Source organism: Candidatus Shapirobacteria bacterium (genome assembly GCA_041659325.1).
GTDB lineage: Bacteria > Patescibacteriota > Microgenomatia > UBA12405 > UBA12405 > JBAZYN01.
Genome location: JBAZYN010000001.1, coordinates 1 through 25,043, shown reverse-complemented (window position 1 = coordinate 25,043; position 25,043 = coordinate 1). Strand labels below are relative to the sequence as shown.

Annotated in this window: 26 protein-coding genes; 13 read left to right on the top strand and 13 right to left on the bottom strand. The window is 43.1% G+C overall.

Annotation, left to right across the window (positions count from 1 at the left end; translation table 11 throughout):
* The first annotated feature begins 16 nt into the window (after nt 1-16).
* Genes WC841_00130 through WC841_00120 form a run of 3 tightly spaced genes read left to right on the top strand, consistent with a single transcriptional unit; the run spans nt 17 to nt 2,465 of the window.
* Nucleotides 17-1,057: a hydroxymethylglutaryl-CoA synthase gene (locus WC841_00130; GenBank protein MFA5827755.1), complete on the top strand. Its 1,041-nt coding sequence runs from the start codon at nt 17-19 to the stop codon at nt 1,055-1,057.
* Nucleotides 1,054-2,169, top strand: coding sequence for a thiolase domain-containing protein (locus WC841_00125; protein MFA5827754.1), 1,116 nt, complete (start codon nt 1,054-1,056; stop codon nt 2,167-2,169). Before WC841_00130 ends, WC841_00125 begins: the two co-directional genes overlap by 4 nt.
* Entirely contained in the window at nt 2,166-2,465 is a 300-nt protein-coding gene (locus WC841_00120) for an OB-fold domain-containing protein (protein ID MFA5827753.1), read from the top strand. The genes WC841_00125 and WC841_00120 overlap by 4 nt, the downstream gene beginning before the upstream one ends.
* Here the strand turns inward: WC841_00120 and WC841_00115 are convergent.
* A complete protein-coding gene (locus tag WC841_00115) occupies nt 2,462-2,890 on the bottom strand; it encodes a hypothetical protein (protein MFA5827752.1) in 429 nt (142 codons plus the stop codon). The genes WC841_00120 and WC841_00115 overlap by 4 nt on opposite strands.
* Before the next feature lie 24 nt (nt 2,891-2,914).
* On the opposite strand from WC841_00115, the gene WC841_00110 reads away from it, so the two are divergent.
* Entirely contained in the window at nt 2,915-3,529 is a 615-nt protein-coding gene (locus WC841_00110; protein ID MFA5827751.1) for a hypothetical protein, read from the top strand.
* Here WC841_00110 and amrB read toward each other — a convergent pair whose 3' ends face one another.
* The 4 genes from amrB to queA are packed head-to-tail and all read right to left on the bottom strand — an operon-like array spanning nt 3,530 to nt 10,613.
* On the bottom strand, nt 3,530-4,153 hold the full coding sequence (gene amrB / locus WC841_00105) for an AmmeMemoRadiSam system protein B (protein ID MFA5827750.1): 624 nt from the start codon (nt 4,151-4,153) through the stop codon (nt 3,530-3,532).
* Nucleotides 4,116-8,948 carry an Ig-like domain-containing protein gene (locus WC841_00100; protein MFA5827749.1) on the bottom strand — a complete coding sequence of 1,611 codons (4,833 nt, stop codon included), beginning with the start codon at nt 8,946-8,948 and terminating at the stop codon, nt 4,116-4,118. The genes amrB and WC841_00100 overlap by 38 nt, the downstream gene beginning before the upstream one ends.
* A gap of 8 nt (nt 8,949-8,956) precedes the next feature.
* Complete coding sequence (locus WC841_00095) at nt 8,957-9,487, bottom strand: PDZ domain-containing protein (protein MFA5827748.1); 531 nt, start codon at nt 9,485-9,487, stop codon at nt 8,957-8,959.
* A 55-nt stretch (nt 9,488-9,542) separates the two neighbouring features.
* Complete coding sequence (queA, locus tag WC841_00090; GenBank protein ID MFA5827747.1) at nt 9,543-10,613, bottom strand: tRNA preQ1(34) S-adenosylmethionine ribosyltransferase-isomerase QueA; 1,071 nt, start codon at nt 10,611-10,613, stop codon at nt 9,543-9,545.
* 66 nt (nt 10,614-10,679) lie between these two features.
* On the opposite strand from queA, the gene WC841_00085 reads away from it, so the two are divergent.
* Both WC841_00085 and WC841_00080 read left to right on the top strand, forming a co-directional pair.
* On the top strand, nt 10,680-11,570 hold the full coding sequence (locus WC841_00085; GenBank protein ID MFA5827746.1) for a hypothetical protein: 891 nt from the start codon (nt 10,680-10,682) through the stop codon (nt 11,568-11,570).
* A gap of 124 nt (nt 11,571-11,694) precedes the next feature.
* Nucleotides 11,695-12,036, top strand: coding sequence for an RNA-binding protein (locus WC841_00080; GenBank protein ID MFA5827745.1), 342 nt, complete (start codon nt 11,695-11,697; stop codon nt 12,034-12,036).
* Nucleotides 12,037-12,109: 73 nt separating this feature from the next.
* On the opposite strand, the gene WC841_00075 is transcribed toward WC841_00080, so the two are convergent.
* Genes WC841_00075 through WC841_00065 form a run of 3 tightly spaced genes read right to left on the bottom strand, consistent with a single transcriptional unit; the run spans nt 12,110 to nt 13,998 of the window.
* A complete protein-coding gene (locus WC841_00075; GenBank protein ID MFA5827744.1) occupies nt 12,110-12,619 on the bottom strand; it encodes a hypothetical protein in 510 nt (169 codons plus the stop codon).
* A 9-nt stretch (nt 12,620-12,628) separates the two neighbouring features.
* Nucleotides 12,629-13,612 (bottom strand): amidophosphoribosyltransferase, encoded by a 984-nt coding sequence (locus WC841_00070; protein ID MFA5827743.1) that lies wholly within the window; start codon nt 13,610-13,612, stop codon nt 12,629-12,631.
* Nucleotides 13,613-13,626: 14 nt separating this feature from the next.
* Entirely contained in the window at nt 13,627-13,998 is a 372-nt protein-coding gene (locus WC841_00065) for a hypothetical protein (protein ID MFA5827742.1), read from the bottom strand.
* 111 nt (nt 13,999-14,109) lie between these two features.
* On the opposite strand from WC841_00065, the gene WC841_00060 reads away from it, so the two are divergent.
* From WC841_00060 to WC841_00040, 5 genes are read left to right on the top strand one after another with little or no spacing between them, the layout of a single operon-like run.
* On the top strand, nt 14,110-14,664 hold the full coding sequence (locus tag WC841_00060) for an AAA family ATPase (protein ID MFA5827741.1): 555 nt from the start codon (nt 14,110-14,112) through the stop codon (nt 14,662-14,664).
* 4 nt (nt 14,665-14,668) lie between these two features.
* Nucleotides 14,669-14,857 (top strand): helix-turn-helix transcriptional regulator, encoded by a 189-nt coding sequence (locus WC841_00055; protein ID MFA5827740.1) that lies wholly within the window; start codon nt 14,669-14,671, stop codon nt 14,855-14,857.
* A gap of 6 nt (nt 14,858-14,863) precedes the next feature.
* The gene (locus WC841_00050) at nt 14,864-15,286 is read left to right on the top strand and encodes a hypothetical protein (GenBank protein ID MFA5827739.1); all 423 of its coding nucleotides are present in this window, start codon (nt 14,864-14,866) and stop codon (nt 15,284-15,286) included.
* Between the two features lies 1 nt (nt 15,287).
* A complete protein-coding gene (locus tag WC841_00045; GenBank protein ID MFA5827738.1) occupies nt 15,288-15,545 on the top strand; it encodes a DUF4342 domain-containing protein in 258 nt (85 codons plus the stop codon).
* A gap of 19 nt (nt 15,546-15,564) precedes the next feature.
* Nucleotides 15,565-16,245, top strand: coding sequence for a phosphatase PAP2 family protein (locus WC841_00040; protein ID MFA5827737.1), 681 nt, complete (start codon nt 15,565-15,567; stop codon nt 16,243-16,245).
* A 78-nt stretch (nt 16,246-16,323) separates the two neighbouring features.
* On the opposite strand, the gene WC841_00035 is transcribed toward WC841_00040, so the two are convergent.
* The 3 genes from WC841_00035 to WC841_00025 form a co-directional block, all read right to left on the bottom strand.
* On the bottom strand, nt 16,324-17,514 hold the full coding sequence (locus WC841_00035) for a DEAD/DEAH box helicase (protein MFA5827736.1): 1,191 nt from the start codon (nt 17,512-17,514) through the stop codon (nt 16,324-16,326).
* A 179-nt stretch (nt 17,515-17,693) separates the two neighbouring features.
* Nucleotides 17,694-18,293, bottom strand: coding sequence for a hypothetical protein (locus WC841_00030; protein ID MFA5827735.1), 600 nt, complete (start codon nt 18,291-18,293; stop codon nt 17,694-17,696).
* 29 nt (nt 18,294-18,322) lie between these two features.
* Nucleotides 18,323-18,772: a GreA/GreB family elongation factor gene (locus tag WC841_00025; GenBank protein ID MFA5827734.1), complete on the bottom strand. Its 450-nt coding sequence runs from the start codon at nt 18,770-18,772 to the stop codon at nt 18,323-18,325.
* An 83-nt stretch (nt 18,773-18,855) separates the two neighbouring features.
* Between WC841_00025 and WC841_00020 the strand changes: the two genes are divergently transcribed.
* Together WC841_00020 and WC841_00015 are read left to right on the top strand one after the other, a co-directional pair.
* Complete coding sequence (locus WC841_00020; GenBank protein ID MFA5827733.1) at nt 18,856-19,665, top strand: hypothetical protein; 810 nt, start codon at nt 18,856-18,858, stop codon at nt 19,663-19,665.
* A gap of 587 nt (nt 19,666-20,252) precedes the next feature.
* Nucleotides 20,253-20,891, top strand: coding sequence for a SurA N-terminal domain-containing protein (locus tag WC841_00015; protein MFA5827732.1), 639 nt, complete (start codon nt 20,253-20,255; stop codon nt 20,889-20,891).
* 3 nt (nt 20,892-20,894) lie between these two features.
* Here WC841_00015 and WC841_00010 read toward each other — a convergent pair whose 3' ends face one another.
* Nucleotides 20,895-21,506, bottom strand: a complete 612-nt coding sequence (locus tag WC841_00010; protein MFA5827731.1) for a sortase — start codon at nt 21,504-21,506, stop codon at nt 20,895-20,897.
* Nucleotides 21,478-25,043 (bottom strand): MopE-related protein (locus WC841_00005; GenBank protein MFA5827730.1); only part of this gene is annotated, 3,566 nt, incomplete at its 5' end. The genes WC841_00010 and WC841_00005, both read right to left, overlap by 29 nt.

Here is a 25,043-nt window from a genome sequence, read left to right as displayed (position 1 = left end):
TCGACATAATACTTACATGGACAAAAGTGTCGGAATTGTGTCTTATGGCGCGTATATTCCGGAATCAGTAATCAAAAGCGGTGAAATTGCCCAGGCTCACAACGGTAAGGATATGGGGCCGGTTTTGGGAGTGGAACAGAAAACTGTACCAGGAATAGACGAAGACAGTACAACTATTGCCGTAGAGGCGGCATATCAGGCATATTTAAGGCTGACAGAAAGAGAGTTTTTGGAGAAAAAAATGGGGGTAATATTTGTGGGGAGCGAGAGCCATCCTTATGCGGTAAAACCAACTTCGGGAATTGTGGCTCAGGCCCTGGGGTTGCAGAAATATATGGCCATGGCAGATATGCAGTTTGCCTGTAAGGCAGGAACCCAAAGTTTGCAGGCGTGTTTTGCCTATGTAAAGTCAAAGATGGCAGATTTTGGCCTGGCAATAGGGGTAGATACAGCTCAGTCGCGGCCTGGTGACGTGTTGGAATATACTGCTGGAGCAGGCGGAGCTGCATTTTTTGTCGGCAGGGAAAATTTACTGGCAGAAATGGTTGGCACGGTATCGGTGGCAACGGATACGCCTGATTTCTGGAGACGGCCGAGGCAGGAATTTCCTGAACATGCAGGCAGATTTTCCGGGGAACCGGCATATTTTAACCATATCCTGACTGCCGGTAGGAAACTTTTGTCTGACCTGGATATGAAAATCAGTGATTTTGACTATTGTATTTTTCATACACCAAACGGGAAATTCCCAAAAGCGGTGGCAAAAACAATGGGCTGCTCGGAAGACCAAATTAAACATAGCCTGGTCGTCCGGACGATTGGCAATACCTATGCAGCCGCTAGCTTGATGGCGCTGACTAATGTACTTGACCAGGCGAAGGGGGGAGAGAAAATTTTTATGGCTTCATACGGATCGGGGGCCGGATCTGATTGTTTTGCTTTTAACTGTGCTGAGAACATGCAGGAGAGGAAGGCTGACTGGAACAATTTTCTATCAAGCCAGATTGGTAATCGTTTCATAAGTTATAGTGAATACAGAAAAAGGACGGAAAAATGAAGACATTTGTGGCCGGATCATACATTACTAAATTCGGGGAATTATGGGAGAAGAGTTTAAAAGATCTGCTGACTGAAGCTGTACAGGGAGTGATAAAAAATTCTAATTTGGATGATAAAGAAGTTGAAGCAATTTTTGTTTCAAATATGGCCGGCGGAATATTTGACGGGCAACTTCATTTGGGAGCAATGGCAAGCCAGATACTAAAAAATCAGCCACCGGCAATGAGAATTGAGGGGGCCTGTGCTTCGGGCGGTTTGGCAATGATTGCGGCAGAATTGGCTCTATTGTCGGGCAGATATAAAACTGTAATGGTGGTAGGAGCAGAAAAGATGACTGATGTATCAAACCCGACGGCGACAGAAGGTTTGGTGGGGGCGGCGGACGTGGAGATGGAATACGGAAGCACGTTTCCGGGGTTATATGCACTGATGGCTCAGAAACACATGAAGGAATTCGGAACGACAAGGGATGAGCTGTCGGCGGTTAGTGTTAAAAACCATAAACATGGACTTTTGAACCCACTGGCACAATTCCACAAAGAAATAACTATAGCGGAAGTGAATGAAAGTGAAATCATTGCTGCCCCGCTTAGATTGTTTGATTGCTCCCCTATTTCGGACGGGGCGGCCGCGGTGATTTTGACGACTAAATATGGATTAAATTGCCCGCAAATTATTGGGTTTGGACAAGGAATGGACAGCTTGTCCTTGGCAAAAAGAAATTCACTGACCACCATCGAGGCCGGGGTAAAAGCGGCGAAGATCGCATACAAAATGGCTGGCGTAGGGCCAGACGATATTGGGGCAGCAGAAATTCATGATTGTTTTTCTATTGCGGAAATTTTGGCAATCGAGGACCTGGGGTTTTTTAAAAAAGGGATGGGGGGGAAAGCAACGATTGAGGGGAAAACTACATATGGAGGAAAAGTTGTAATTAATCCTTCGGGAGGGTTGAAATCCAACGGACATCCGGTGGGGGCAACCGGCATAAAACAAATTGCTTATTTATCGCAGCTGATTTTAGATAAAAAAATAAAAACCGGACTGGCACAGAACGTGGGTGGCAGCGGCGCAACGGCAGTAGTTCATATATTGGGAGGTAAAAAGTGAAAGGATATCCGGCAGAATATTGGAGAGCCAACAAGGGGTGGGCAAAAATAATAGGTAAAGAGGGAGAGGTGGTGGCGACGACGACTATCCGAGTGCCGCCCTTGATGTTGCAAAATATGGCCCCGTATACCTTTTCTCTGGTTAGATTTGGGGACGAATGCCGGGAATTAATGGGTGTTGATAACGAGCTTTTGGAAATCGGAGATAAAGTAAAGTGTGTATTTAGACGAATCGCAGATACCGACGGGAAAGGGATAATAATGTATGGGATTAAGATAAAAAAAGTTCGGTCTTAGACTTTTACTTTATACCTTTTGGAAATGGTTTTACCATTATTTAGGGTATATTTTATTGACAATCTCATATTTTGGATATTTTTGTGGGGGTTACAAACGGCATGCGAGCAGGTACCAAAATATAGGGTGCGCTGGCCCGACTCCGTTGGTTTTACAGACCCAAATACCCCCTGATCATTGCCACTACCTTGATAAGTTAACTCGTAGGTGGCCGATTTGGTGGCCTTGAGGTTGACGAAGGACATGTTTAGGGCCAGACGGTCGCGGCGGAGGCTGAGATAGACGGCGGGTGTACCGGTAGACAAATTAGAGCCAGACGATCCTGATTTAAATACCCTTTTTTTTGCTGCCTGAGCAGAGGCAGGTGTAAAAAAAATCAATGTCGCCAGTGTAACAAAAATCAGGCAAGGAATATTCTTTTTCATAATGAGTTATGATACCCTACAATTATGAAAAATAAAATCGGATTGATAATAATTGCCATGATTTTTACAGCAATTTTGGGCGGATGCAAGAAAACTGAGACATCGGTAACCCCGACAGAAATAGCGCCGTCACCTACCGTAATCGTAGATAAATTGGTGGAGTGGAAGGATCCGGCCGGATTTGTTTTTGAATATCCCGAAAGACTAAAGATTGACAACCACCCTGACGATAAAGTCAATTATGCCAATCTGAAAATTAGTGACCAAGAAAATGGTGGAGAAATATTGATAATGGCAAAGGATACAGAATATGCCAAGGTTGACGCCTGGGTGAAGAGCGACAAAGCGGTTGTTGGCGGAAAGGTTGAAGATATTTTGTTGTCGGGATTAAAGGCGAAAAAAATTACTTTCAATGACGGGAAAACGGTGGTGGGAACAATCGACGAGGCGATTTTGTTTACCATCGAAGGAAATTTTTTAACATCACCGAGAATGGGAGAGGTATTTGAAACAATCATTGAATCATTTAAGATGGTTATTCCTGAGGAAAGTAGTGATAAACCGGTAAGCGAAGGAGCGACAAATACCTCTGATTATGGTAATTCGGACTTTGAGGAAATCGGTGAGGATGAGGAGTAATCAGCGGAAAATACCAAAAATATAGCTAGTCCCGTCAAGATACTCTCTGCCGGTAAGGGAGAAGCTGTCGCCTAAATTCGATGATACGATTAAACAGTCCGGGCAGTCAGTGTGCTCCGGCCCCCAGGTGATTAATTGGTTGTAGTCCCTGTTTCTAAGGGCAGTAATGGTTTCCTGGTCAAAGACATCTGCCTGCGACAAGGAGGTATAGTGAGAGAAATCAACTGAGGCGATAATAACCGTGTTGTCGGGGTGGTAGATTTTTTTGATATCCTCGGAAAAGGATAGAGTTTGGAGAAGATCGTGGCCGGGACGAAAAATATAAGGCATTATGTTGGCGGTTGGATACATTTTTTTGACAACTGGGACAATATTTTGGATGCTGTAATCGTCGTCACTTTTTAGAATCACAGGACCGGCATCGGCATGATTGGTTCCCAGGATTATGATATTTTTAATATTTGGGTGGTATTGTCTGTCCATAAACTCCATTATCTTGGGCTGAAAAATATGGTTGTGGGGAACCAAGAGAACCGTAAAACCGTCGGCTGATTTTCGGGTATAGGCAAAGATTCCAACGGCAAAACTAATTAATAGTGATATCAGGATGAGGTTTCGAGACATTTAGCTGATTAATAGTGCTTGACGAATAAAGAAATGACGGCTCGAAAGAAAATTGACCTTTGTTGATTGGTCGGGCTAAAAAGCGAATAGGATAGGTAAAATTTGATCGGAAAATGAGCCGGTTATTTTCAATATATGATGGGAAACTGAAAAATTCATTTTTCCCGCTCAGGGTTTTATAGAAGTAGGGATTGTCGATTAGTCTGAGCCCGGAGGGGAGATTGACGGAAACTAAATATGATTCGTTGGTGGTGTTTTTGGAAATTTTGGGGGTAACGATAAACTCCATGTATTCAGAACCGGATATTTTGGATATGGGAGCGGTAGAAACATCGAGAGAAATATTTTGGTTAACCGTAACTTGAGATAAGTCAAAATCTTCCCACCAGCGAACAATAATATCGACTGAACCGGAAATAGGGGTGGCAGAGAAAGTGGATAATTCGTTTTGAGGAACCACGACTGTATGGATTTTATCGTCGGATAATTTTTTAGTAAACTTTTGACCCAATAACTGATATTCAAACTCGGAGAGTGATGATGGGTATGAGGCGATGGACGATTTTATGGTAATGGCTTTTTCCAAGACATAAAGTTGTTCTTCTGATTTGGCAATATCAAGATATGACCACAGTTTATCAAGCAGTTCAATGGAGCCGACTTTGGCCGATAAGATCATGGCCAAAGCTGTATTTTCGAGGGTATTTTGCTCATTGTTGTCGACTTTGATGAAAAGATATGGATCCTGTTTTACGCCGTATTTGGCAATAATTTCATTCAGGATCTTCCCGGCGGAAATTTGATCACCCTGGGAAGCTAAAGCTAGCCCGAGATAGATTTGGCCCCGGGGAGTATTTTTTTCTTTCGATAAGATATCGATGGAGGTAAGAAGAGATTTGCCGGTTTCCGAAAGACCCCAAAGAGCGGCACTGGCCCGCTCAATGGAAGTTTCTTGACGAAAGTAGGTCGAGAGGGCGGAGGAAAGCTGAGATTTACTGACGAGCGGAAGATTGGCGGCGGCGAACTTGGCTGTCAATACCAGATCGGCATCGGAGTTGGGCATGAGACTGACACCTTTTTCGTGGATATACCGGCTAAAGCTTTCTTCGGTTTCCACCGTATCTTCGGAAAAATATTGGGATAAAAGTCCGACAGAAATATTTTCTGCAACTAGGCGGTCTACTCTCTCATTGAGACCATAGGAGTTGAGGCCGGTAAATTGTTTTAATTTTGAGTAGAGGGAGTTCAGGCCTTTGTCGATAAAGGTAAAGTACACCGGGCGTTGGCTGGTAAAGATTGGCTTGTACTGTTTGTCTAAACTTATTATTTCCTGTTTTGGCAATAGGTTTCGGCTTTTGACCACATCTATGGTTTTAATCAGGATATCGTTGAAGCTGCCGGAGGAAGTCTTGACCTCGAGGCGGTGCTTCCCGGGGACTAATTGACCTAAATCAAATTCGAGCGGAAGAAAAGCTTTTTGGGAGATATTTTTGAGGTTTATCCCTAAGCTGGGAGAGTTAAGAGAATAACTAATTTGCGAATCAGTGTCGAGGCCCTCGCCGTAGCTGATGGCAGTAATTTTTGGTTTATCGGTGATGATAAATTCGTCGTTGGTCACTATGTCGACAAAAAGCGGCTTGGTAACAGGAATAAGTAACTGACCATCTCCGGCCGAGAGATCATTCCCGACGGCTAGCATGGTAGCCCGCCAGGAGGTAATATTGTCGGGAAATTTTAGTTTGTACTTAGCGACCCCCGTGGCATCGGTGGTGAGTTCGGTAAAAGCAACAGTATTTTTGAATACTGAACGGCTCTCTCCACCGCCGCCACCGCCTTCGGCCCCGCCACCATTTTCGGGTACTTGATTTGAGTAATAATCTACCAATCGACCTTCACCGAGTGAAGAATATAATTCTGATAGGATGCCGGAAGAAGAGATTCCGCCGATATCACTGAGTGACTCATCTACCACCGAAAGAAGGACTTTGGTATTGGGTTGAGGCTGATTGGCGTTATTTTTAACAGATAATTCAACCAGGGCTTCTTCCCCTGGTTGATATTTTGACTTGTCGGTTTTTGCATCAATATTCAGCTCCTTTGATGAGGTGTCGAAGGTGAGGTTGAGGCCGTTTGTCAAGAAGCTACGGGCATTGTTGCTGATCTTGTAGGTAGAACCACTAAACCAAACGCTTTTCAAAATTATATTTGGAACGTAATCGTTTCCGAATTGAAAACTAAGTTTATTATTTTCGGAAACGGTCGTGTTATAAATTTTTCCATTTCTGACAAAGAAAATGAGATATTTGTTGGGTTCGGAAGTCGGAGCCGGATCATTGCCGTAATTAAGAGATACTTCTATTTGATCTCCGAGAGAATACTTGTCTTTTGAAGTTTTGGCATAAAAATCAGCGAATGATGACGAGTTGGAGCCGGAAATATAGATAGTGGATTTGGTAGGCCGATTTTGGGAGTCAATTGCAGTGACGAAAATTTCGTATTGCTGACCGGAGATAACCGGCTGAGAATAGGTGACCTTGCCGTTGCTATCGGTGATTAAGTTTTGGCTGGACACACCTTCGGTTTTTTTATCGTACCGATATCTTTTTGAGGTGATTTTGTTGATAGGATCGTAGTAGTCTCCGGTTTCTACTTTGTCGTACCAGACCCGTTCGGTTTTGACAGAAACGGACTGGTTTGCCACCGGGTTTCCTTCATTCTTCCAGGGAGATTTCTCTAATAAACTTAGGTCATTTTTTCTTACGGTGACAGTGATCCGGGATTGACTGTCTATGGTTTCCGAATCTACGGTCAAATTATATTCCGGCCCAAACACAAAGAAGGAAGTGTAGGTGTCGATGTCGGCTTCCTGCATACCCTTGGGTCGGAAGTTGACCGAGACATTTTGCGGCCAATAATTTTTTGTTGAGTCGTAAACGGTTGGGATCTCAAGGCTAGCATTTCCGGCCTTGTCGGTTATAATTTCACCTTTTTTATTTCCGGTGCTATCGTACATATTCCAAACTATTGGGGTCTCGGAAACAGGAGTGCCGTCATAAAATTTTACCGAAAGATCAACTTTGTTTGGCTGACCGGCCCAGATGACAAGTTTTTGAGGTTTAGCTGTAATCCGAAAGATGGGTTTTTTAAAAGTTTCAACCGAAAAACCTTGTTGGGTGATAAAGGTGTCCCCTTTTTTGGCAATGAGACTGTAATATCCCGGGTTTAGGTTGGAGAAATCAAAGACCCCCTGAAATGTGCCATGATTGGATGGGGTGATTTCTATTTTTTTGATTATATTGTCCGAAGAATTTTCCTCTCGCCAATAAGAGTAAGAATTCCGGGAGAGCTCGACGGTAATTGGCTCTTGGGATTGGATGGCTCGTGATTTTACGATGCCCCAAAAACTAATCTTGTCGGAAGGAAGATATATCGCTCTATCGGTGTACAGATACGACCAATATTTGTTTTTTTCTATTTCGGCTTCGGAAGAAGCAAAATAGCCGCCATAGGTATTCTGATATTCAATGAGATTATAGGCGGTAAAGAGGGCGGTTTTTATGGTTAGTATTTGGTTTTGACGGGATTTTAAATCGCTGTGGGTAGTGAGCTTGACTAATCCTTCGGTATTTGAAGCACCAAGCTCTTTTGAGCCGAGAAAGAGTTTAACGTCGGCAAGTGGTTTTTGAGAAACCAAATCGTTTACCCAAAACAAAGAATCATCGACTCCTATCCAATAAAACCATGAAAGGGGTGATACTTCAATTAATGTTTGGCTGATTGAGGTGTCGGGGTTGATGACTTCAAGGGCATAATACCCGATGGGTAATTTTGAAGGAAGTTCCAGGTATTTCGAGCCATATTCTGTGGGGGATTTTGTGTCCAACTCAAACTCAGAAATTGATTTCCCGGTAGTTTGGCAACGATAATATCGGCTATGACGAGCCCAGGAAGGAAGGGCAATCTTTTGGGTCAGACAGTCTTGGAAATCAGTACTGTTGAATTGATAAAGCTTGGCTTTTACTTTTTGAGAGGGCGGATCCCAATTGCTGATAATGGCGATAGGAGGTTTGTCGGGAGATGACTCGAAGATGGGTTTTTGAAAATCAAAACGCGAAACTTGAGTTTTGTCGGTATTGCCTGTTTCGAATTGAAAAGAAAAATCATCGGGTAATTTTTGGGAATTGTCGGCCAGAGGAAATCCCTTTTTAAGAGTAACGGTGTATAAGGTGTCGGCGGTAAGAGATGAGGGGATGAACACGAGAGAATTTTGATGTTTTTCAAAACGGCCGGAAACGGATGGCTGAATATTAAAATATTGGTTGGCTGATGTAAGAAAATCAGGATTATTCAAATAAAACTCTATTGAGGTATTGGGGTTGACATCGGTAGATTTGTTGCCGGGCAAAGAACCGGTAACGGCAAGGGGAGACTCGATTTGAAAAGCCCATCTTGAGCGATTTAGACTAATTTGATAGACGGTTGATTTTTCGAGAGGTTTTCTAAAGTTAAGCTCGGCTGAGTTATCGTTTATTTTTTTGACCGAGTAATCGGCTTCCGGGGTAATTTTTATGGCTTGAGAAATGGCTTGGGCATCAAGAGTTTGACTACTGGAGATAATAATTGGTGATTGGGGGTCGACCCCTGATGAACTTTTTTTTGAGGCAGCAAACTCGATATCCATTGGCACAACACTTGTGTTGACGGGTTTTTTGATTTTTAGCCTAAGAAACAGTGAACCGGATAGAAATAAAATAATACAAATTATTACAAATAAAAGCTTGGTCGACTTTTTCATTTTTAAAACTACCGGCAGATTAAGTTTTCTTCGTCGACAATGTTGTCCCTGACAATCGTCTTGTCCAGACGGAGGTTATTGCGATATAAAATAATTCTTACAGGAACGCCAATTTCTCCCCTGATTCTGGCAACAGCGTCGTTTACGTCGACAACAGGAGTTTCGTCTACCCGGTAAATAACATCACCCGACAAAATATCGTTTTTTTCAGCAGGCGATCCGGGAATTGTTTTTTGGACACGGACTTTGTTTTCAACTTGCTCCAACCTGACACCGATACCGGAAAAGATATCCGGAGAGGGGGTACAGTCGGAAACCGACTGGGTGTCGATTGGGGGCGAAGGGTTGGCTGCAATTGGCTCGGGCTTGACGGCCGATAGCTTTGTCAGGGTCAGAACGAAACAGGCGGCAATGATTACAAAACCAGCCAGAAGGGGGATATTTTGTCTCTGCCACTGAATTGTCTCTTGAGATAGGACAGGTAACAGGGAAGAACCGGAAGGTATTTTTTTGGTTTTGGGAGTTTGGCGCTTTTTCATAATAATTTAATGATATACGGATTGTAAAAAAATTCAATTATGTGGAAAGTGGGCGTTAATAAATCCAACAAGCGTCACCGAAGCTGAAAAAAAGATACTTACTCTCGATGGCTTTTAAATATACCTGTCCGATAGATGATGTCAAAAAGTCGTTATATTGAAAAACCGTGTTGGGGAATGACACAAAAGCAGAAACTAGCATTAATAGGCTTGATTCCGGGAGATGAAAATTGGTAATAAGACTATCGACAAATTTAAATTTGTATGGTGGAAAGATAAAAATATCGGTAGCAGAAGTTCCGCGGATAAGTACGCCCTGATCAGTTGAAGCTGATTCCAAAGCTCTGGCCGAAGTTGTGCCGACGGCGATAATTCTTTTGCCGGCACTCTTGGCCTGATTGAGTCGGGCTAACACGTCCGGGGCAATTTCGTAGTACTCGAGATGAAGCTTTTTATTGGTAATGTTTTCCTGCCTAAGCGGTTGAAAAGTTCCAAGTCCGACATGGAGAGTAAGATATTCCAATTGGATGCCTTTACTTTTTATTTTTTTTAAAAGCTTTTGGGTAAAATGAAGCCCGGCGGTGGGAGCAGCCGCAGAACCGACATCAGTGGCAAAAACAGTCTGGTAGTTGCGGCGAAGATCGGCTTCTGGCTCTTTTGAGCTAATATATGGAGGAAGGGGGGTGTGACCAATTGCGTGTAATGTTTTTAATAATTCATTTTTGTTCTGGTTAAATTCGATGTCTATCTCTCCCGTGCTGACAGTCCGGCTAACTACTTTGCCTTTTAGATTCCGTGGGAAGATAAGTTGGGTGTCGATTCTGGCACCCGGCTTTGAGATAGCTGTCCAGGTGAAGTCACTGAGGGATCGCAGTAATAATAGTTCTATCCGGCCGCCCGTTTCTTTTTTGCCAAAAATTCGGGCCGGGAAAACTTTACTCTGGTTAAGAACTAAAACATCATTTTCGGTTAATTGATCGATCAATTTATAAAAATAAGTCTGATTTATTGAACCGGTATGCCTGTTTAGAGTGATTAACCTGCAGCTATCACGGGGATTTGATGGAGCGGCAGCAATCAACTCGGCAGGGAGATAATAGTTAAAATTAGCCTGATTGACCGACATATGTATGTATTTTACATTATAAAAATATCTTTGATGGGGGCAAACAAAGAATGATAGATTATAATAATGGTGAAAAAATTGGACTGTTTGCCTTTGGTGGGGAAAATAGTAAGAGATTTTAACGAGAAATCACTAAAGTTGGGTTATCAGGGGATAATGCGCGAGATTTTGACGGCAACAGGCACAAAACTGAAAGTATTTAATAAAAATAGACGGCTGAAATCCATTCTTAAGAGTGAGCCGGTGATTGTAGTGTCAAATCACCCGGCGATGACGGACGTGGTGGTGTTGACAGCAGCACAGGAACCGAGAGAAGACAGCTTTCTTATAATTAGCTCAAATTTTTTGGGGATGTTGTCCAATATTGATAACCACTTGATTCCGGTTCATATAAATTACCGATTGCTCGACAACAGAGACAAGCTAAATAATTTATTGCTGAGAATTTTCCGAAAAATCCACTCGAGCGAGAGTCTTCCGAAGGAAGTATCCCACCTGAAAAATATAGAAAGTATTAATAAAGCAGCCTCGATAGTCAAAAACGGTGGAATGGTTTCGATGTTTCCGGGAGGTGGCGGGAAAAAGGGAAAGTGGTTTTCGGGGATCGGATATCTGATTAAAAGTGCCATGACTAACCGAAAAACCAAAATAATAATGGCGCATCTTTCGGGGACATCGGAGTGGGATTATTTTAGATTAATTCCGGGAGTTTCAATGATAATGCCGCAATGCAGAGTGACTTTTTCTGAGGGAGAGTCAATTTTGAATTATTCGGACATGGAGCCAAAAGAAATTGTGGAAAGGATAAAAAATAAATACCTCGTATGGGAACAAAGTCTACCGAAAAAGTATAGATGGTGGGAAAGAATTGTAAACAAAATTCCTTCGGTACCGGAAAATGCCTACTATCTCGCCCGATGCATGGTTTTGTGGATAATGACCCGGACGATGTCGTAACCGGTAGCCCCCGACTACTTGACATTTTTTTTGTTAAATAAGGTATAATACCTACTGTAGAGTGATGTCAGTCAAGTAAATTTGATCAGAAGGTCGCTACATTTATTAATTTTTTTAACCAAAAATGGCAAAAAAATTGTATGTCGGCGGCCTGTCTTTTCAGACAACCGAGGACACTTTGAGAGCAGCATTTGCTCAAGCGGGAACCGTGGTATCCGCAATTATTATCATGGACAAATTCTCCGGCAGGTCCAAGGGATTCGGATTTGTAGAAATGGAGACCGATGAACAGGCTCAAGCAGCAATCGATATGTGGAATGACAAAGAATTGGATGGTCGAAGCGTAAAAGTTAACGAAGCCAAACCAATGGAAGAAAGAGCGCCACGAAGAGACAACTATTCCAGCGGCGGTCATGATTCACGAGGCGGAAGCGGCGGTTATCGCGGCGGAAGCTCAAGATACTAAGCTATTTTGATTTTGTAAACTTAAACCCCCCTGAGTTTATCGAAGGGGGGTTTTTGGGTTAATCGAGATAAACCTAGTTTTCTGTTCCACCAAAAATACTGCCGCTATCGGTAAACTTGATATCGGCGGGAAGATCCAGAAGGCCCGTACTTTCGGGAGAGACAATACATTTATCTTTTTGGGACTCTAAGACACCAATGACATCGTCAATACTGTTGATAGGAGTTTTACCCATTGAGGCACCCTCCATTTTGCCAATGTCTATGACCATTCCCTGCATATTTTCTTCACTCCAGATATAAAATTTACCGTCTTTCATCAGACCATTTAATTTTTTATTGTCGTCTCCCTGACCGATCATTCGGACGGTTTGCCCTTTTATATATGTCTGGGTTTTACTACCATCTTCGTCGGTATATTCGCATTTTAAAACTAATTGTTTTTGGACAGCATCTTTGATAGTCGTAAAAATATCTTTGGGAGGTTGGGTGGGACCAGAGAGACCGGAAGAAGAAGGGATGGGGGTCTGTCCACAACCGACTAACATAAAACTAATGCCTAAAATAAAAATTATTTTTTTCATCTTGGATTATTATATTATTTTAATATCGTTTAGACGAGAACCAATACTAATCGGATATTGACCGGAAAAACATGAGGTGCAGAGGTGATTTTCGGGTAAACCAACGGCTTTTAGCATACCTTTGTATGATAAGTAGTTTAAACTATCGGCGCGGATATATTCTTTTGTCTCTTTGATATTTTTGACAGCAGCAATAAGCTGATCCTGGCGCGGGGTATCGATACCATAAAAATCCGGGTATTTGACCGGAGGGGAACTGACTAAAAAATGGACTTCTGTGGCCCCGGCTTGGCGAAGCAGGCTAACAATTTCCCGGGAAGTAGTCCCCCGGACGATAGAATCGTCCATCAGGGCTATTTTTTTGCCGCTGATTATTGAAGAGAGAGGATTAAGTTTAATTTTTATGTCGCCTTCCCTAATGTTTTGGGCAGGGCGTATAAAGGTCCGGTGGATATAGCGATTTTTGATGATACCCATGTCGAAGGGTATTTTTGATATTTCTGAGAAACCTATGGCGGCGGGGATGGCCGAATCAGGGATGGGGATGACTAAATCGGCCTTAACTGAAACTTCATGAGCCAATTGGCGTCCTAAATTTTTTCTGACTTGATTAACATTTTTCCCGGCAATATTGCTATCGGGCCGGGAAAAATATACAAACTCAAAGACATCGATCATTTCTTTGCCGGAGACCAACTGCTGTGATTCGAGGCCATGGTGATCAACTGAAACCATTTCCCCGGGCAGAACGTCGCGTTTCCATTTGGCACCAATTATGTTGAGACCACATGTCTCTGATGAAAAGACGGTGCTCCCGTCTTCCAGGGTGCCTATTGACAGAGGTCTGACTCCATGACGGTCGCGGATGGCAACGATTTTGTCGGCGGTCATCAAAAGACAGGAAAAAACTCCGGTAAATAATGGGTATGATTTTTCAACCGCCTTTTCCAAACTCATGCCCTTGACCAGGTAATAACCAACGGCTTTTCTCATGAGTTCCGAGTCGTTCAGGAGTTGGTATTGATCCCTTTCGAGGTTAAGAACAATTTTAATTTATCAGTAGTCGGAAGGTTACCATTATGAGCTAGTGCGAGTATCCGATCTTCTCTAATTACCGGCTGTAAGTGATCACATCCGGCACCGCCGGAAGTTGAATAGCGATTGTGGCCGATGGCAATGGGACCGGGTAAGCTGAGAAGGTTTTCCTCGTTGTAAACGGAAGCAACCAAGCCCATACCCCGATGGACGTGTAATTTTCTGCCATCAGAGGAAACAATGCCTGAACCCTCTTGTCCGCGGTGTTGAAGGGCCCACAGACCGCTATGAACCAGTCTGGAGGCTTCCAGGTTTTTACTATAAACTCCAAAAATTCCACACATGGTTACATCTTAGGTTAATTTTTGGAAAGTGCAATATGACTGGCTTAGTCGAGATTGGAGTGGTTTAAAGTCCTGCTTTGAGGGATAATGATAAATGTGAGCATACCAACTATGATTGTAGTCTCGGGACTTTCGTGTACCGGAAAATCGACTTTGGCGGGAAAAATTTCAAAAGAATTTTCTATCCCCTATTTTAGTAAGGACATGTTTAAGGAATTGTTGTTTGATGAATTGGGGTATTCGGACAGAGATTGGTCAAAAAAAATGGGAGGAGTAAGTTATAAAATCTTGTACCAAATTACGGAAAATTTATTGAAGACAGGACGATCGCTCGTCTTGGAAAGTAATTTTAAACCGGAAATTGACAGACAAATGCTTTTGGATTTACAGAAAAAGTATCCATTTAGAGTGATTGAAATATTGTGTTTTGCTGATGGAAAAATATTGTTTGAGAGATTTAAAAAAAGGGCAGAAAGTGGTCTTCGCCACCCCGGGCATGTGGACCGTTTGTGCTATTCGGAACAGGAAAAAGTACTTATGGCCGGAAAAGCGGGACCTTTGGGCGTCGGAGAATTAATTGAAGTAGATACAACGGATTTTGAGAAGGTGAATTATGATGGAATTATGAAGTGCTTGACAAATATGTTAGATAGTTCTAACATATAGCTAGATGGAAACCAAAATTAAAGAACTGCGAGCCAAACACGGCCTAACTCAGGAACAATTGGCCGAAGCGGTGGGAGTAAGGCGGGAAACTATCGTGTTTCTAGAACAGGGGAAATATATTCCCTCTTTGAAGTTGGCCCATGATGTGGCAATAGCGCTTAAAACAAAAATTGATGAGTTATTTATTTTTTAAAAAATTATGATCGGAAACCCAAAATGGTTTAGTATCAGAAAATACGGCGGCTGGGGGGTTACCCCAAATTGCCTCCAGGGGTGGCTTTATATATTGGCGGTCGCCGCTCCTATTTTTCTTTTGCAGATAGTGCCAGTTTCGGAATCACTGAAAACAGGAATAACTTTCACTTGGGCGTTGATTTTCTCGGTCGATTTAATTGACATAATGATCCGGATGAAAAAGGATGAGAGGGAAACGATACATGAGGCGAAGGCAGAAAGAAACGCCATGTGGTTTATGATCGGGGCGTTGACGATAGGTATTGCTTACCAGACAGCAATGGGAATTATCAAACAAACAAATGAAATTGACCCGGTAATAATGATAGCATTGGGTGGAGCGATGATTGTTAAAACCATTACTCATATATATTTAAGGAATAAATAAAATGGCAATTAAAAAAACAAAAAAAAATGATACGTTTGAAGTCAAGGGTGAAGAATTGTTAAAAAAAGTTAAAGAGATAATCCGCGAAGGAAATGTCCGGCAAATTTCGATTCTTGATAAGAATGGTAAGACTGTAGTGATATTTCCGCTGACACTGGGAGTGGTGGGAGCAGTATTGGTACCGATTTTGGCGGTGGTGGGGACATTGGCCGCCCTGTTGACCGAATGCACCATCAAGGTAGAGAGAAAAGAAAAATAGGATGTATTAGAATTAAGTGATGTGGAAAAACATTAGGGTCATTTTGGTAATTTTGGGGGAGATTGGAGCGGGCTTGGTGATTTCTTTGGCATCCATCAGAGTTTTTTATGAATTTTCGGAACGGATCTTTAGGGCAAACATGATTTATATTGACGAAACAATGTCCTGGTTTGTTTATAGTTTCCGAAACCCGATTTTGACGGAGGTGATGAAATTTGTTACCTTTTTGGGGTCCGGTTATTGGTTAGGGACAATAGCTGTTTTGACCATAGGATATCTAATGTATAAAAAACATACCAGGCCGGCTCTATTGTTCGGGCTGAGTCTGTTGGTTTGTGCCGGACTAAACTTGACCCTGAAACATTTTATTGACCGGCCCCGACCCAACTTGTCTCCCCTGGTGGAAGAAAAAACAACAAGCTTTCCGTCAGGCCACGCCATGAATTCGTTTGTTTTTTATTTTACTTTGGCATATTTTTCCTATCGTTTCACAAAAAATCAGTATGTGTTGTCGAAATATCTGGCAATAGCAATCTCTATTGTGTCTCTGGTCGGATTGAGCCGGGTGTACCTGGGGGTTCACTATCCGTCGGATGTGGCGGCGGGTTTTGTGGCCGGATTTGCCTGGCTTCTAGCGACCATGGTGATAGAAAAAACCCTGTATTTCTACAGGGTATTTAGAGTTAAAATCCACCCCTAACCCCTCCCCTCCAGAGGCGGGCAGGCTTTGAAAAAGGAGGGGAACTAAACTGGTTTGAAAAACAAATGTAATTTTAACCTATTCGACAAAAGTTAAGGCAAAGCCTTTGCAGTTGCCTCGGCCGGTACGACCAATGCGGTGTATGTAATCGTCGTAGGTGTTTGGCTGATCATAGTTGATAACGTGGGTGATATCGGCAATATCTAAACCCCGGGCGGCAACGTCGGTAGCGACTAAAATTTTGATCCGGCTTTCTTTGAATAACTTAACGACCTGCTGTCTTTGGTGCTGGGCTTTGTCACCATGAATAGCGCCGGCATTGAAACCTTTTTGGATTAAGGTGATAGATAATTTCTCGACCATTCTTTTGGTAGCGCCAAAAACCAAAACTTTTTTGAAATCATCGCCGGAGAGTAATTGACAAAGAGTATCTTCTTTTTTGTTTCTTTCAACCCGAACGATATTTTGGTCAACATGGGAAGAGCTGTTTTCCGTTTTGACGGAAATTTTGACAGGATTATTTTGAAAAGTATCGATTAAGCTTTCGATTTTTTTATCGACGGTGGCGGAAAAAAACAGGGTTTGACGGGTCTTGGGGATTTTGTCCAGAATCATTCGGATATCATCAATAAATCCCATATCCAACATTCGATCGACTTCGTCCAAAACTACGGTATCCATTTTGGAAAAATCAATAATCCGTCGTTCATATAAATCCTTAATTCTGCCGGGGGTACCAATGATAATGTGGGGACCACGTCTAATATCAATAATCTGATCACGAATGTAGGCACCACCGATGGCTAGAGCCAAAAAGACTCTTAAGCCTGGGGTAAAATCACGGATATCCTGCTTAATTTGCATGGCTAATTCGCGAGTCGGAGCTAGAATTATCATCCGTTTGTTAGGGTTTTTGAGAATCTTTTCGATTAGAGGCAGAGCAAAAGCGGCGGTTTTGCCAGTACCGGTGTTGGCTAAACCCAAAATGTCGCGACCAGCGATGATTTGGGGGATAACCTGATCCTGAATCGGAGTAGGTTTGATGTAACCTTTGGCTTTGATATTTTGAAATAAGATGTCGCTAAAACCAAAGTCCTCGAAACTGTTTTGGGTTTCTGTTTCTTCTATCTTTATAAAGTCTTCGGATTTTCTGATATATTTTGAAACATCGATACGGTTGGCAAAACTTCTGGGCCTACTTTTGAAGCCGCCACGAAAATTAGCGTGACGGGGATATGAGGGACGGGAAAACTTGCTGTTGTAGTACATAATAAAAATAAATTGTGGCAAAATCCGTGGCCTATAAGGCGGGATCTTAATATTGCCCTAAATTTTATTATGCACAATCAGAGTGCGGAGGGCAGTTTTAACGATTCTATTGCCTAAAATAAATCAGATGGGAGTATAGCACGGATGTTGCTGATACACAATTTGATTAACCAATGATACTAGTTTTCGGAGACAATCTTAATCCGGGCGGAATTTAATACGGTAGTGTCGGCGGTCAGGCTTTTGGCCTGAATTTTGTAAAGATGATTGCCGGGGCGGATATAGATTTCACCCGAAGTTACAAAGGTAAAATTTTGGCTACCGGTTTCGATTTGGCTACCCCAAACCTCAATGCCAACGGTGGTATCGAAAAGCCGAAGAAAAGCTTTGCCATTTCCGTTCAAGAGCTTCATATTGGCCTCAAACCGGGCATCGGTAAGATTTGGGTAATCATCGGTGTTGATACTAAACTCGGTGCCGGGGATATCGGTCCACTGGGGATTGAGGATGCTGCCACTACCAGGAATCGGAACATAAGCGACGGTTTTAACCTTTGGACTGGATAATTTTTTGGGTAATGGTTTGGTGGGGGTGGCGGTACTTGCCGGCTGTGAGATTAAGGTTGGAGTGAGTTTTTGGATTTGGGTGGGAGTGGGTATACTTTCGGTTTTTAGAGGAATAACCTTGGGATTTTCAAGCGAGCGGACGAATCCATAATTGAGAATCAGCAGGTCGATTGTCAGTAAACTTCCTAAAACATATTTAAGAATTGCGGACATGGAAAAGTATGACACAAAATTGACTTTGGTTACAAATCCCCCTGAGAAATATGAAGAATGGTGACTAATTGGTCGTTGACAGTCACCTGTTCATTTATTTTTTTGCCCTTGAGAGCCAAACCCACCGGGCTTTCAACTGAAATCCAACCCGGTTTAAGCCGGGCATCGTTTTTGCCGACCAAAGTAATCGTGATTTCCCTCTTGTCTAACTCGTAGCGGATGGTTACGCTATGACCGAAGTTAACGGAATCAGTGTTTAGGGGCATGTCTTGGATTATAGACATTTTCAGGTCTCCTTCGGCCTCTACTATCTGAGACCGTAATACTTCGGCACGTTCACCAAGAAAAATATAGGCTGAATTTTCTTTCAGATCGCCCTCGTAGGCAGCCTTGGCCCGCTCTTCGACGGTGCGGGTTAGCTCTTGGCGCAGATCAAAGATGTGTTTTTCTAGTTTTTGCTTGCCTAATTTGGTAATCATGAGCTTTTATGATACCAGATTATAAAATGTCTTTGACACCGGCCAGACGAAGAATATTTGAAAATCTGATATATTCAAGGTATATGAAAAAACTAACACCGGAACAAAAAGAAAAAATTAAGACAGGATTGGAATTACTGTGTGAGGAGACAACCAGTCTTGATAAATTTCAAAAAATTTCAGCCCTGATTAAAGGATTTAACCCGGTAATAGACAAACAGCTGGAGGCCACTTTTAAAGTTATTGAAAAAATACAAAAGGTTAAGGCCGGAGATGTAATCAGTTTGAGCTTGGAAAAAATTCCGGAAAAGACGAAAAAACAAAAGAGGTACAAGAAAATGTTGTTATTACTTTTGGGAAATTATCGCGGACTTGCGGGCGAAGTGAAAAGAATTAGCGGGCTTCAGACGGCGTTGGCCGGGGCGGAGGGGGTGTCTGAAATTAGCAAAGGAGAAAAGGTGGTAAGAGTGGGAAAAATAGTGGCAACTGCCAAAGGGCCATTGGGGGCTCTAACAATTGCGGCAGCAGGAATTGTGGCGGTAGCGGGACTTTTGAACAGCAAGGCGGTGGAAATTACCATTAAAAATGTGGGGTGTCGGCCAATTGAACCATTGACTGAACAGGTTATTAATATTCCGGGGCTAAGACTACCGGGAAGTGCTATTGCCACCGGCGGGCAGGATGTGGCTAAAATGCCAGGATTGAGCTTTAAACTGGATGCAACCAAGGGCGGAGAGATTAATTTGTCGGCTTTAAATTTATCACGAAGCTACAATTTACCCGGGGAAATGACGGATATTATATATGACGGGCAATCGCTTCTTGGAAAAACAACAGAAGTAAAATTGGGTAATGCAAAAACTCATGAAGTGATCGTGAAGTGTGGAAATTAGAGACGGAATTTGAGTATTGACATTCGGGTTTTATTCGGGCTATAGTGATTTATGATGATATGGAAAAAGGGGTGGGTAGTTAAAATTATGATTGTTTTTTTTGCTGTTGATTGGGTGGTATTTCGGGATATCGTGGCAACAATCCAGAGACTAGGACAAGAGTAGATATTTAGCCCGATGAATTCCTACCTCTAGGTGAAATTTGTTTAGAATCGGCAGACGCAACCCGAAGCGGACAGTCAGGATGCATGGTCCAAGTATCGCGAAAATTTGGCCCGTTGTAATAAGCATCATCATCAAGTTTTATTTCACGTCGCCCGACCAAAGTTTTAATGCATAATTTCTGATCACATCGACACACTTCAATATTTGCAGCCATATTGTTTCTGACTCATTATAATACATTGGTTTGTCGAGTGTTGAGATGTAGAGCAGGCAAACAAAAACGCCCAGCAGGTGGAACCGGGCGCTTTTATAAGCTAAGTTGAGTTAAATTAGCTTAAATAGGATTTTAGTGATCGTTTCTGAAGGTAAACTGAAGGGGTGAGATGATATACTTGCCTTGTTACAATAAATTTTAATAAAAAATGAAAAAAAAGATAAAAAAACCTGAGATAGAAACTGTTGAAAAGGTGACTATTTCTGAAAAAAATATAAATAAAGCGGTGTCGGTTTACCTGGCACTTTTGGTGTTAGTTTTGGCCGCTTTAGGATATGGTTATTACCGATATTGGAATGTGGCAATAGTTAATGGGCAACCAATTTCCAGAATTGCTTATATCCAAACAATGGAAAAACAGGGCGGAAAGGCCGTACTCGACAGAATGGTGCAGGAAACTCTGGTCCGGAGTGAGGCAAAAAAGAAAGGGGTGCAAATCCAACAGCAGGCAATAGATGAGGAAATTAAAAAAATTGAAACTCAAATAACGGCAATGGGGCAAACGATGGACGAGGCGCTGAAAGCTGAGGGTATAACCAGAGCCCAACTGGAAGACCAAATCCGAATGCAAAAAATGGTAGAAGTGATGGCAAACGCCAATGCTGAAGTAACTCAGGCACAGATTGATGATTTTATTGAAAAGAATAAGGATCAGTTTCCAAAGGGAACGACTAAGGAAGAAATGCAGAGTACCGCCAAGGAGGAATTGACGAGCCAGGCAGGAAATGAGGCTATCAGCAAATGGCTGGCGGAGTTGAACAAAAACGCTAAAATTACCTATAAATAGGGTTTAGGGCGAGAGATTGGCAATAACTATTTGCCTTTTTAGGGTGGTTCCCGGTGGCCAGCAAGTCATGAGGGTTAATTGGTGACCGAAAGAGGTGTTTCTGAGATAACTTATCTCCGAACCGTTGACCAATTTGGTTTCGGTGACGAAGTAGTGGTAATCTTTGTTCTGATAATAGACAATAATTTCATCACCCTCGACGAGTTTGTTTAATAGATAAAAAACGGCGTTGTAACGGTTGGCCTGATACCAATTTCCGGCGGAATGGGCGAAAATAAAGGTATTCCCTTGCTCGTTGGGTAGGCCGGAGTTTAGAGCATGAGCAACTCCCCTAGTGAGAGCTAACTGGTATTCCTTGGGGTTATGGGGGTCGATATTTTTGATAACTTTGGTATTGGCGCCAATCTTTGGGATAACGATGGAAAAATCCCGATCAACCGGCTCGACGGAAGGAAATGAAATTTGGGAGTTTGATTTTAGCTGATATATAACTTCTGCCTTGGCCACAGGAAAATAGATGGTAGCCGGAATGAAAAGACCGACGGCCAATAAAATTAACCCAAAAATAATGGGCAGGTAATTTAGCTTATTTTTCAGATCTTTTTTTGAGGCCATAGCCAATGATCAGAAGACCGGCAACAACGGAGATTATAGCCCATCGGGTGGTGGCTTTGGCAGCTTCCTCGGTAGCTTCTTTTTCACCTAAAATAGAGCCATCAGAATCGACCGGAGACGATTCTCCCTGGCCGGTAGTAGTGGTGGTGGTTTCTCCTGAAAGATATACACCGGTGACGGGAACGGCACCTGGCTGGCCGGTGGCAGAAGTACCTTGGACAGAGCCGATATGAACGGTGACCGAATCTCCGACAGCACCGCTACCATTGCCGGAATCATCGAAAGCGCGGACAACGTAGTAATAATCTTTGTTACAATCCCCTGAGATAATATCTGTGTAACTTCCCTCTTGGCCGGGGCTGATACCAACTTCACCGACCTTGGTGCTATTATCGGCGGTAAACTCAGTTTTGTCAGAACGATAGATCATAACTTTGATAGTCTGACTGTCGTTGGCGGCTTTGAACTTGATCTTGTATTGGCAATTATTTATTTTTTCTTTGCCAAAATCATGGAGTGAGTCAGGAGAGGAAGAGTCGAACAGAACCGATACCGTATCGCTTTTGTATTCTTCTCCACCATTGCCGGCAACGGCGTAAAACTGATAAGTCTTGGTGTCCTCAGAGAGATTAAAATTCTCCATGGTGCATTGACCGGAGTTGCCACCTGCCTGAAGGCTGATGTCGTTGTCTAGTTGAATAACCGAAGCATCGGGTTTGATTACAAAACATTTGACGGTTAATGTTCGGTTTAGCTGATCCATGGCCACAAAATCAAGTGTAAATCTGTTGACACCGGTGGGAGTTTTTGGATCTTCAAGACGAACGAAAATATTATCGCTTTGGGCAGCCCGAACTGAGAGCGGACTTAAAACGACCAGGGCAAGAATGAGAATAGTAATGAATTTAGCCATTTTTTTGCCAAACAATATTAACGATAATCCGACTCCAGATAACAGAGCGGAGATCAAAAGCCAGAAAGTTTGGGCACCGGTGGAAGGTAACTCGGTAGTGGCACCAAGGACACTGCCGACTTCGTTTTCGATGTCTACACCCCTTGGATCCTCCGGATTGGTGGCAAGAGCAACTTTGGTACCGACAAAAATTCCCGACATTACCCCCGAATCAAGTTTGCCCGAATCAACCGACTGGGCAGTTACTTTGTCGCTGCTAGTGATTTGGCAATCTTCTGTTTTTATGCAACCGTAGGCATAAGCAAGATCCTTGTAAAGCCCCGGCTTAACACTATCATTGATAGTTGTATCGTAGGTCAAAATTACCTGATCACCTTTTTTGAGGTCGCCCAAATACCACTTACCCGGAGAGGCATAAGCAGGATCGGCAATACCAAAGCTTGAACCATTGGCCATTGCATAAAAGCTTCCGGCAACGTATTTGAAGCCAAAGGGAGGTAGATCAATGACCGTAACATCCTTCAAGTCGTTTCCCAGGACATTGATGATAATGGTGTAGGTTACCAAATTCCCATGGGATTGATTGTTTGGCCATCGATTGTTAAATTTGGCAATGGTTAACTTTGGTTGGATTTTTACATTACCAATTTGACAATTAAGAGTCTGCCCGGCGGTGACGGTAACTTCTTTTGAACTTCCGGTTTCAGTGAGATTGTCATTTGAATCACCGCAGGTGATGGCGGATTGATACCAATTATCTTGTAAGGTCTCGGATAAATTATATTTTCCAGAAATTGCTTTAAAAGTTACTGACCCGGAAGCATTGGTTTCACTGGTTTGAGTACCGAGAGTTATTGTCCAATTTGTCAAAGTCGGTTCACCATCGTCTCTAATACCGTTGGCATTTAAATCTTCATATTTTGTAACATTGACAGTGCCAATCTGAGTATTACCGAAATTTACATCGGTAGTTTCGCGCCCGGGTAAAACACCGACGGAGATACAGTTGGCGCCGGCAGGGAAAGTGGTGTTGATCCACCCTTCCTGGGGAACTTCACAAACAGAATATATTCCTTCAACAAGACCAGTGAAAATATATTTCCTTTCGTTTACCGGATCAAGATCGACGGCTGTAATGGTGGAAGTTTCACCGCCGGTTAATAAACCGTCGCCATTTTTGTCAAGGTAAATGGTCCAACCACCGAGCTGCTCTTCTCCAACATCCCACCAAAGGCCGTCGCTATTGCGGTCGTTGAATTTGTAGCCGGAGATAGAACCGGTAGGCATAACGGTGGGTGTAGGCGTGGACGTCAAAGCCGGGGTTGAGGTCGGAGTCGACGTTGGTTGTACGGTCGGAGTGTTTGTCGGTGTTGGAGTGGTGGTGGGTTCTGTGGTCGGGGTGGCTGTCGGACGACATGAGGTGGGGGTAGGAGTGGCCGTCGGATGACATGAAGTCGGAGTCGGAGTAACATCCGAACAGAGAGAAGTCAGCTCAACTTTTACCTTGTCAATATCATTACCGGGACTGGGGTCGAAGTTATTTAATGGCCCGGTAGCATATTGATAATAACCAGTGTGACCATCACTGGCAACATCCAACCAAACCTTGTCAACCTGATAGCCTGATTTGGCAGAGACGGTAATATGCCGATCACTATCGGAAAAATTTATATAGACTTTTTCATTTTCAAAATCGGCTGTTTTTTCGTATGTTTCTGAAGTTGGAACGCAGACAGAACAGTCTGAGGTAACTTCGACTTTGGCTTTATTGATGTCGCCACCGATCAGGGGATTGAAATTCGTTAGAGGCCCGGTGGAGTATAGGTGGTTTCCCGAATAAAAATCACCATCAACATCTAGCCAAACTTTGGTTATCAAATAACCGGTTTTTGCACTAACTGTGATAGCACGATCGCCATCTTTGAAATCAATGATTACCTTTGAATCGGAGAAATCACTTGATTTTTCGTAGACATCGACGGTGGGGGTACAGGAAGGAGTCGGAGTGGCGGTGGGAGTACTGGTTGGGGTGTTTGTCGGGGTTGGAGTAGACGTCGGTTGCGTGGTTGGAGTAGAGGTGGGAGTACTGGTCGGGGTTGGAGTAGACGTCGGTTGCGTGGTTGGAGTAGAGGTGGGAGCAACATTACAGTCACCGCCATCATAATTACAGACCTCGACATTGCAGACAGTATCACATTCTTGATCACCAATCCAAACCGAGAAACACCCGGGATTACACTGACCGGGAGTCGGGGTTGAGGTTGGGGTCGGAGTATTTGTCGGGGTAGCGCAAATCGGATCATTGGAACAATCAGAATCGGCACAATCAACGGATACGTCACCATCATTATCGAATCCATCATCGCAGATCTCAACTTGTGGAGATTCAGTTTGACAAGCGGATGAACAGCCATCACCGTTTTGGAGGTTGCCGTCATCACACTGTTCACCTGCTTCAGTAATTGCATTTCCACAGACAGAACTGCAACCTTCGTCTGTTTCCTGATCACAGTCATTATCAATTCCGTCACATATTTCTATGGCACCAGGATGGGTTGCCGCATCTAGATCATTACAATCGGTGGGGTCGCTGACATATCCAACCGGAGCAATACACGATTGAG